The following is an 8,653-nucleotide window of genomic DNA, read 5'->3' on the forward strand; positions in this document are numbered from 1 at the left end:
CTTGTGTTCTGAGATGGAGAGCTTTATTGTAAACCAATCTTACACAGCCCAAGGTGCGCCGCAATAGCGACTCTTGTTCGGGTGTTGGGTAAAATCGGAACGAGTAGGCTTTTTCCATGTCTCACATTTTAGCATATATTTCGTAAATGTGCTAATATTTGACGGTAAAGCCAACCTAGAACGGCGGGGTTTCAGACCCAGTTTTTCGATGATCGAGGGATTATTATCACCTCTGCTGGAACGATTATAGCGATTTGTCGCACCTTGACAATCTATATTTTTTCCGTTCGTTGTCCTATCAGCTTTTACGCACTTATGCAGCAATACCGACAATCAGCAATTATCAGTGACTCTTAAGATGTTAGGTCACAAGTGGCTGAACAAACGGGAATAATTATGCAAACCCCATCGCAATTTGTAATCAGAGATTGCTGATTGACACTCCCGTCGCTAAAAGCCTATCCATTAGTCACATATTTCTTAACATAAAATTTGACAAAAAGAGAAAAGTGTGCAAGATGGCTCAAGGGGGTTCTATCGGGTAAATAATTTGATGAAATAGTTTCCAAGTCTCGCCGATGATATCATGTAAGGGATGTTCTTTGATTCTTTCTACTGTACTTTTAGCTTAGGCTGCAATTAAATCTGAAGGTTGAAAGTGGGGCGAGGACAATTAACCATCTTTACCATTACTTTTGAAAAATAGTATTAATTATTGTCAAAAAAAATATCGAGGGCGACTTCTGTAAAACCTAACTAAAAAAGCCTATTTTATTGACTTTAAAATAATTTTTTAGCCAGACTCACCGACCGATTCTATTTCTGAGCAAAGATTTACAACATTTCTTATAGGAATAAATTATAAACTAATGGGTTATTATCCTCTGAATAATAGCTGCTAACTCCTGAAAAGGAAGACTCTGTACCTAGCCATTAAAATAACTGCTATCCCACCTTTCAGAATATGGTTCCGTGGGAATATTTTCTTCATCTTCCACTTCTGTCTGCGCTACATAATATAATTTTAGTTCATGCAGTATATCGGTTATCGCTCTTTCTACAGCAATTTTTATTCTTAATCTTCGGGTGTGATCATCGTGATCTTTTTCCCCCAAAGTTTTGAAACTGCGGGGCAGAATTTGGATAGCATTATTCATGACTCGATCGATTTTAATCTCCGAGAGATATTGGCGAAAAGAACTAGGTAAATTCCTTAACTGTTCCCGCACTTCTGCTATCACTAATTGCTCAACAAAATTGAGAGAAGGTTGGTTCATGAAAAGATTTTTTAGCGATCAAAAACTGACTCAATGTTAATACCGATCGATAAATAATAGCGTGATATTATCCCGTCGCAATGGTGATTTAAATCACTGTTTGATCCAAGCTGATGGCCAAATACCGCCAATTTCGAGACCAGCTAAACAACTAGAGCTATTTATAATGTTTTTACCGCGACTATCAGCCAATTTTATCGATAATTTACCTTTGAGGGTATCTTGACAAGCAAAACAGAGACCTTTTTCTGTGGGTACACGCACGCGATCGGGAGGATGATCACTGATACCGATTAAGACAATGGTATAATTCTCGTTGGTTGCCCTCATTTCCCAGTATCCCCAGGGTTGCACTGTCCAAGTTAGTTGAGAATTCCAGATATCAAACTTATAAAAGCGATTTTGCCAGTGAATACCGATAATTCCCACCGATTCCGTCCAGTTCAGAACTTTCCGGGTAGAACCCACTGCGGTTAAGGTTAAATCGGGATTTTCAGGGAAAGCATTACAATTAATCCAAAACCACTTTTCGGGGAAAGAATAACCCCAATTTTTCTCGCTATAAAAAGGTACATTCTCAAATTGGTAATTTTTTCCCCGATAGGTAATCATTCCCGTTGCTAAACCATGAGCAGTTAAAATCTGCCAACCCGGGTCAAAAATCGGTAAATAAGATAATATTCCTGCTGTTGCTTGGGGTGGACGCTTTTTATCTCCCCAACTGTACCTAGTTTCAACGCGATAATCCCATTGACAGATTTCTCCAGTGACGGGATCATAAATTCGTCCTTGCTGCTGGTTTGCCGTTGCTTGATAACCCTCTTGAACAGACTCAAAAAAAGCTGACGGGGAAAGGAGACAGGGACGGATTTTTAAGTTAGTTTTTCCCCAATGGATAATGGCTAATTCCTGACGACTTGCCCAAAATTTATCCGTATCGGGAAAAGTGCGACAAAGATAATTAGATTCTATGGCTAAAATTTGTACCGCTCCGCCGCTATTGACTTGACCGCCGCTTGGGTCTTGAATAGAATACATAAAGGCGAATCCGTCGGCTAATTGCGGAATCATGACTCGGAAGTACCAACCTTCAAAAAATCGGGGACTGATACCATCCCAATGGTAGCCAGAATGAGGGGGTTGTGAAGACATCAATGGGTTTATCTTTAGGTATTGATTTTGGCACATCGGGAGCGCGAGCGATTGCTATTGATTCTAGCAAAAATATCGTCGCTGAGGTTCATTATACTTTCACTAATGCCAATTTTCAGGATTGGCAAAAGTCTCTATTTTATTTATTGGATAATCTAGGGGATTCGGTGCGTTCAGAACTTAAATCGATCGCGATTAATGGTACTTCCTCGACGGTGTTATTATGTGATAATTGGGGTAATCCTCTTTCTCAGGCAATATTATACAATGACGGGCGAGGAATTGCATTTTTAGAAGCAATTAAAGCTATAGCACCCCCTCACCATCCCGTGATTAGTGCTACCTCCAGTTTAGCTAAATTACTTTGGTGGAGTGAACAAGAAATTTTTTCGCAAGCGCGTTATTTTCTCTCGCAAGCGGATTGGTTAGCATTTCTGCTGCACGGTAAACTGGGAATTAGTGACTATCACAATGCCTTAAAGTTAGGTTATGATCTCGAAAATCTCTGTTATCCCGATTGGTTAGAGAATTTACCGATGTTTAATTTATTACCGCAAATTTTTGCCCCGGGTACAGCGATCGATACTATTAAACCGGATTTAGTGACTCGTTTTGCTATCCCGAAAGATTGTTTAATTTATACGGGAACCACCGACAGCATAGCGGCATTTTTAGCCAGTGGTGCTAATTCTTTAGGGGATGGGGTGACATCTTTAGGTTCAACTTTAGTCTTAAAATTATTAAGTAGCCAGAAAGTTGATGATAGTAACTATGGCATCTATAGTCATCGTTTAGGAAATTTGTGGTTAACTGGTGGGGCATCCAATACGGGAGGAGCAGTGTTAAATAAGTTTTTTTCTGATCAAGAATTGAGAAATTATAGTTTAGCAATAGATGGACAAAAAGAAAGTAATTTAGATTATTATCCTCTACTAAAAGCGGGCGAGCGCTTTCCAATTAATGATCCTTTTTTACCCGCAAAACTGACTCCTCGCCCCGATAATCCTCTAGAATTTTTGCATGGTTTACTGGAAAGTATTGCTCGCATTGAAGCTTTAGGTTATCACCGTTTACAGGAATTGGGAGCCAATAAATTAGAGCGAGTTTATAGTGCGGGTGGTGGGGCAAAAAATCCGACTTGGAGAATAATTCGTCAGCGTCATTTAGGGGTTCCCGTGCTTTTATCTAAACAGGATCAAGCGGCCTATGGTACTGCCCTATTAGCACAGCAATCGGTTACGCTATTGCCATAGTCTTATAAGTAATAGGACAAAATTAATTTCTTGGTTTCCTATTACTTATAAGAGAAATTTTAGCCGTAATAGGGTGGCTCATTACCCGGTTTCCATTTGATATTACAGCCTAAACTCGGTTTTTGAGCCGTCGGTACTGGTTGACCGGTTAAAACCTTGTCAATAGCGGCGCGCAGATCTTTGCCTGTCACCGGTACGCCATTACTAGGACGACTATCATCCAATTGACCGCGATAGACTAGGCTGCGCTGACTATCAAAGAGGAAAAAATCGGGGGTACAGGCTGCCGTGTAAGCTTTCGCCACTGCTTGGCTTTCGTCATAGCATAAATTGAATTTAAAGTCAAGAGTTATCGCCATTTTTTTCAAATTTTCGGGCGAATCATCGGGATATTTCTCCACGTCATTAGAACTAATTGCTAGGATGCCCAGATTGGTGTTAGCATAATCGCGACCTAGACGGGTAAGTTCTTCTTGAATGTGTTTAACAAAGGGACAATGTTCAGAGAGGAAGATGACTAACAGAGCGGTTTTAGCCGCAAAGCTGTCCAGAGAGATAGTTTCACCCGAAACCACATCGGGTAAGGCAAAACTGGGGGCTTTTGTCCCCAAATCTAACATTGTGGACTCGGTGCGTGCCATAAAGTTTATACTCTTTTCTATAGGGAGGACTGAGATTTTTATAACATTTCACGCTTCATCGCGCAAATTTAAGGCCTTAACCCGCATCAGTAATCAGTAAACAGTAAACAGTAAACAGTAATCAGTGAACTGATAAGCCATTGACCTATCTAAATTACTGGTTAGAGCTGCAGTAGTCATGGTTCGCAGTGTCCGCCAATTATGGAATAAAACTACTACAGAAATTCGCTTCTTCATCAGTAGTTTAGCAGCCGATGCCCAAAAACACGCCGAGGTGATTCGCGGACATTGGAGTATCGAAAATAGTCTCCATTGGGTACTCGATGTTACACTTATTGAAGATGCCAGTGGGATTCGTCTGGGGTATGGAGCGGAAAACCTAGGTCTGTTGCGCCGTTTAAGTCATTAGTAGATTCAATGAGTATATCCATTTATTGAACTCCTGAGTCGAAATGACTGGGTTGCTTTCAATTTACACACATTACAGAAAATCAGAAATTAACCTTCCATACATTGTATCCAGTTCATAACATTCTGGAAAACTTACTGGCAAACGGCAAACGGCAAACTGGCAAACTTACTGGAAAAATCAAATTATGGGAACTTTGCAAGCAAAAAACCACATCCTCAAACCTGTATTCATCATCATATCAGGATTAGCGATTACTCAAACTATCGGCTGTACAACTTTCAATAGCTATCATCAGAAAAATCAAGTAAACGCCCAAACACCGGCAAAACCAGCACCCCAAGAAATTGTCCAAACTGGAGAAGTGCGCCCTTTACCTGGTAGTTTAGATAAAATACCTGTTTTTAATAGCAACAGTCCAGAATGGATCAAAAATGAAGGTATTCTACTTTCTACTTTTACACCTAATAACAAAAAAGTTCCAGCCGCACATTTAAACTTTCCCATTCAAGGCAGATTTGATTTATTTGCTCATCATTATACCCACACTCCCAAGGATTTACAAACCTTATATATAGGAGTAATTTTACATAATCCCAGTAAAAAACCTCTCACTATTAACATTTTACAAGGTGCGAGTTATTTAATGACAGAAGCACCGTTTGTCACCTTGCCATCCTACATAGAAAATAACGATGGTAAAGCATTTTCTGGACCAGGTGCAAGAGCAGTAGCGGATGTTTTGCGGGGAGTACGTCAAAAAGAATTTCCAGCAAGAATAGTCATTCCTGCTGGGGGAAGTCAAATGTTATTAAACCATCCTATCCCAGTCAGAAATTTAGAAAGACCTGTCAATGGGAGATCCAGTTTTTTCCGATTAAATAGCAGTGGTAAAATTTATGCAGCGAGTTTAGCCATGTTTGCGAAAAAAAATGCTGATGGTAGCGAGCGCGCACCCACATTAAAAGAATGGCAAGACTTATTAAATAACGGTAACTTTGCAGGACCAAGAGATAAAACCCCCACACCCCCAGATGCAAAAGGAGGTCAATTCATTTACAGCAGAGTCGCAGGTATATCCGAAGGTGCAACATGGAAAGCAAACCTCACAGACAACACCAAAACCCAAACCCTGACTATTCCCGAACCAGGTAAAACTATTTCTTATCCCATAGCCACCTTACGGGCTGGAAGGTTAGGAACAGAACAAAGCCAAACCGCAAAAATGCTAGTGCGGTATCCTGATACTGCTTACGAAGCACATGGTAACTATGGGGTAGAATATCAACTCAACATACCTTTAACTAATAACACTAATAAAAATCAGACAGTTAGCATCACTTTAGAAACTCCATTAAAAGAAGATAGACTATCTGAAAAAGGAATTAAATTTAGAAAACCATCATTAGACTTTCCCTTTTTCCGGGGTACAGTGCGTTTAAAATATAGCGATGATAAAGGTAAACAACAAACCCGTTATGTACATTTATGGCATAGAACAGGGCAGGTTTTAGATACTTTATTAAAACTAGATTTAAAACCAGGAACTCAAAGAAAAGTACAATTAGATGTTATTTATCCACCTGATTCTACACCGCCGCAGGTGGTTACAATTAAGACTTTGGAAAATTAAATTGATAGGCTATATATGCAGGGTAATCGCACGTCGTTTTGTATAAATTGCAACAGACAAAAATCACTTACTGCCTTGTCTGTTACGGCGAACTGACAGGAGTTAATCTGAGAGGAAGCAAAAAGGGCGTTGCTGAATCAAGGTGTGAATGACAACCTTGCACCCATCCAAAAGTTAGTTTGGGTCTAGGTTTTAAAAATCCCACAAAAGAAGATTCATATCTCAAATCAGCAACGCCGGTTGAATGGTACTCAACCCCTCTTTCTTTCCTGCCCTTATCAAAGTGTTTATCTTGACTCTAATCTCGGAATTTAGCAACAGTTTTCTGTCCTTATATCCCGGAATTAACCTACTGAAACTGATCGGCCCAATTTTCGATCACACGCTGACTTTCGCGAGCAATAACTAAAGCGTTATCGGGGACATTTTTAGTGATAGTTGAACCAGCGGCCACGGTGACATTTTTTCCTAATTTTAAAGGGGCAACTAAAACACTATTTGCCCCAGTTTTTGTGCCACTGCCGATCATAGTTTGATGTTTCTTCACGCCATCGTAATTAGCAGTAATTGTTCCCGCACCAACGTTAACTTTTTCCCCTAAAGTGGCATCTCCCAAATAGGATAAATGGGCAATATTGGTTTTATTGCCGATGTCACTTTTTTTAATTTCAACAAAATTACCGACTCGACAATTAGCCCCAATTTTCGCTTCTCCGCGCAGATGAGCATAGGGACCGATGCGACAACCAGAATCCACCTGACTATCAGAAATAACCGAAAATAAGACTGTTACATCGCTGCCTATCCGACTATTTTCGATTAAACTCCCAGGACCGAGACGACAACCAGAAGCGATTATCGTCTCACCGCGCAGATGGGTTTGGGGTTCAATAATCACATCGGGACTGAGGGTGACAGTATCCTCAATGGTGACACTATCGGGGTCAATTATGGTGACTCCAGCAGCCATCCAATGATCCTTAACTCTAGTTTGCAGGATATCATAGGCGGTGGCTAATTGTTTGCGATCGTTAATGCCGCTAATTTCTAAACAATCCTCCACATCCACAGCCATGACGGGAGCGAGAAAATTGACCACATCCGTGAGATAATACTCACCTTGATCGTTATTGGGCGTTAAATTAGGCAGTATCGCCGCTAATTTTGACCAATTAAAGCAGTATATACCCCCATTAATCCGATGGTTTTGTCTTTGGGCATCGGTACAGTCTCTTTCTTCCACAATCTGCTTAACGAGATTATTGCCATCACAAAAAACTCGACCGTAACCTTTCGGGTTAGGAAGATTAGCAGTTAATAGGGTGGCGGCGTTACCATGGTTTTTATGAATCTGGAGAAGATTTTGCAAGGTTTCGGGACGCAACAGAGGAACATCGCCATTTAAGACCAACAAATCCCCCTGAAAGTCCTCTAAATGGGGGATTAACTGCTGAATAGCATGGCCAGTGCCTAACTGTTCCCTTTGTTCGACAAATTCGATATCCTCAAGATGCTGTAGAGTATTTCGCACCTGTTCTCCCTGATAACCGATAATTACCAGTTTTCGCCGGGGATGTAAGGATTCGCTGACATTAAGCACCCGTTCCACTAGCGATCGACTGCCGAGGGGATGTAAAACTTTCGGAAGGCTGGACTTCATTCGGGTTCCCTTACCCGCCGCTAAAATTGCTACCGCTACCATGGTCATGCTTGCCAATATCGTTCGCGACTGAGTATATCGCACTCCGATCCCTTTGGTTGCAAGAATTTTTTCTCTCTTTCATCCTGTGCCAGTTGAGAAACTACCATAAAAAGGTTTTCTTTAAGACATTGTTAAGGTACTATACACAAATTGAAACAATTGAAGATAATTAGTCCTCTATAGATACCACTATGACAACTGTGCTAACCAAGGAATCCTCCGCCATGAAACAGATTCGCACCACCTACCAAGCTGACCAACAGGTGAAATACCTGCATCTAGAAGCGGAAATCGAGGTACTGCTGCAACAACTGCAAAACCTCAAGCGCAAAAACCAAGAGAATCAAAACCTAAATTAAAGAAAATTTCCCTAATAATTCTCAAATCCCACCCTCTTACTGGCGAGAAGGTGGGAAAATGTTTTTTGAGAATTCCAGATAGGTGTAGTTGACATCCTCACCGCCGTAAAACGGACGGTGATTCCCAAACCTCACGATTTAGGTTTCTGCTTCTTTCCCTTGCGGGGTTTCGCACCTGCCTTAACAGATTTACTCTGTTCTGGTCTTATGGTCGCTCTACAGACTGA

9 protein-coding genes are annotated in these 8,653 nt (G+C 40.8%); 4 read left to right on the forward strand and 5 right to left on the reverse strand.

The window, feature by feature from the left end; translation table 11 throughout:
• The 3 genes from IM322_RS04170 to IM322_RS04180 form a co-directional block, all read right to left on the reverse strand.
• Positions 1-118, reverse strand: a 118-nt coding sequence (locus tag IM322_RS04170; RefSeq protein WP_287713118.1) for a helix-turn-helix domain-containing protein, incomplete at its 3' end; no start/stop codon positions are given.
• Positions 119-926: 808 nt separating this feature from the next.
• Positions 927-1,277 carry a hypothetical protein gene (locus IM322_RS04175; protein ID WP_287677341.1) on the reverse strand — a complete coding sequence of 117 codons (351 nt, stop codon included), beginning with the start codon at positions 1,275-1,277 and terminating at the stop codon, positions 927-929.
• 93 nt (positions 1,278-1,370) lie between these two features.
• Positions 1,371-2,429, reverse strand: a complete 1,059-nt coding sequence (locus IM322_RS04180; RefSeq protein ID WP_287677340.1) for a tocopherol cyclase family protein — start codon at positions 2,427-2,429, stop codon at positions 1,371-1,373.
• Positions 2,430-2,431: 2 nt separating this feature from the next.
• Here IM322_RS04180 and IM322_RS04185 point away from each other — a divergent pair, with 2 nt between their 5' ends.
• Positions 2,432-3,682 carry an FGGY-family carbohydrate kinase gene (locus IM322_RS04185; RefSeq protein WP_287677343.1) on the forward strand — a complete coding sequence of 417 codons (1,251 nt, stop codon included), beginning with the start codon at positions 2,432-2,434 and terminating at the stop codon, positions 3,680-3,682.
• A 59-nt stretch (positions 3,683-3,741) separates the two neighbouring features.
• On the opposite strand, the gene IM322_RS04190 is transcribed toward IM322_RS04185, so the two are convergent.
• Positions 3,742-4,323, reverse strand: a complete 582-nt coding sequence (locus tag IM322_RS04190) for a thioredoxin family protein (protein WP_287677338.1) — start codon at positions 4,321-4,323, stop codon at positions 3,742-3,744.
• 178 nt (positions 4,324-4,501) lie between these two features.
• Between IM322_RS04190 and IM322_RS04195 the strand changes: the two genes are divergently transcribed.
• A complete protein-coding gene (locus IM322_RS04195; protein ID WP_502866908.1) occupies positions 4,502-4,732 on the forward strand; it encodes an ISAs1 family transposase in 231 nt (76 codons plus the stop codon).
• A gap of 187 nt (positions 4,733-4,919) precedes the next feature.
• Entirely contained in the window at positions 4,920-6,365 is a 1,446-nt protein-coding gene (locus IM322_RS04200) for a DUF3370 domain-containing protein (RefSeq protein WP_287677337.1), read from the forward strand.
• 349 nt (positions 6,366-6,714) lie between these two features.
• On the opposite strand, the gene glmU is transcribed toward IM322_RS04200, so the two are convergent.
• Positions 6,715-8,067 carry a bifunctional UDP-N-acetylglucosamine diphosphorylase/glucosamine-1-phosphate N-acetyltransferase GlmU gene (gene glmU, locus IM322_RS04205; RefSeq protein ID WP_287677342.1) on the reverse strand — a complete coding sequence of 451 codons (1,353 nt, stop codon included), beginning with the start codon at positions 8,065-8,067 and terminating at the stop codon, positions 6,715-6,717.
• A gap of 191 nt (positions 8,068-8,258) precedes the next feature.
• Here glmU and IM322_RS04210 point away from each other — a divergent pair, with 191 nt between their 5' ends.
• Positions 8,259-8,426 carry a hypothetical protein gene (locus tag IM322_RS04210; protein WP_002801704.1) on the forward strand — a complete coding sequence of 56 codons (168 nt, stop codon included), beginning with the start codon at positions 8,259-8,261 and terminating at the stop codon, positions 8,424-8,426.
• Positions 8,427-8,653: the final 227 nt, after the last annotated feature.

It is taken from the genome of Microcystis sp. M109S1 (assembly GCF_020247025.1).
Lineage (GTDB): Bacteria > Cyanobacteriota > Cyanobacteriia > Cyanobacteriales > Microcystaceae > Microcystis.

What these genes read in the sequence shown, in the direction of transcription:
- IM322_RS04175 (WP_287677341.1), bottom strand. Translation starts at nt 1,277, where the DNA reads ATGAACCAACCTTCTCTCAATTTTGTTGAGCAATTAGTGATAGCAGAA.
- IM322_RS04180 (WP_287677340.1), bottom strand. Translation starts at nt 2,429, where the DNA reads ATGTCTTCACAACCCCCTCATTCTGGCTACCATTGGGATGGTATCAGT.
- IM322_RS04185 (WP_287677343.1), top strand. Translation starts at nt 2,432, where the DNA reads ATGGGTTTATCTTTAGGTATTGATTTTGGCACATCGGGAGCGCGAGCG.
- IM322_RS04190 (WP_287677338.1), bottom strand. Translation starts at nt 4,323, where the DNA reads ATGGCACGCACCGAGTCCACAATGTTAGATTTGGGGACAAAAGCCCCC.
- IM322_RS04195 (WP_502866908.1), top strand. Translation starts at nt 4,502, where the DNA reads ATGGTTCGCAGTGTCCGCCAATTATGGAATAAAACTACTACAGAAATT.
- IM322_RS04200 (WP_287677337.1), top strand. Translation starts at nt 4,920, where the DNA reads ATGGGAACTTTGCAAGCAAAAAACCACATCCTCAAACCTGTATTCATC.
- glmU (WP_287677342.1), bottom strand. Translation starts at nt 8,067, where the DNA reads ATGGTAGCGGTAGCAATTTTAGCGGCGGGTAAGGGAACCCGAATGAAG.
- IM322_RS04210 (WP_002801704.1), top strand. Translation starts at nt 8,259, where the DNA reads ATGACAACTGTGCTAACCAAGGAATCCTCCGCCATGAAACAGATTCGC.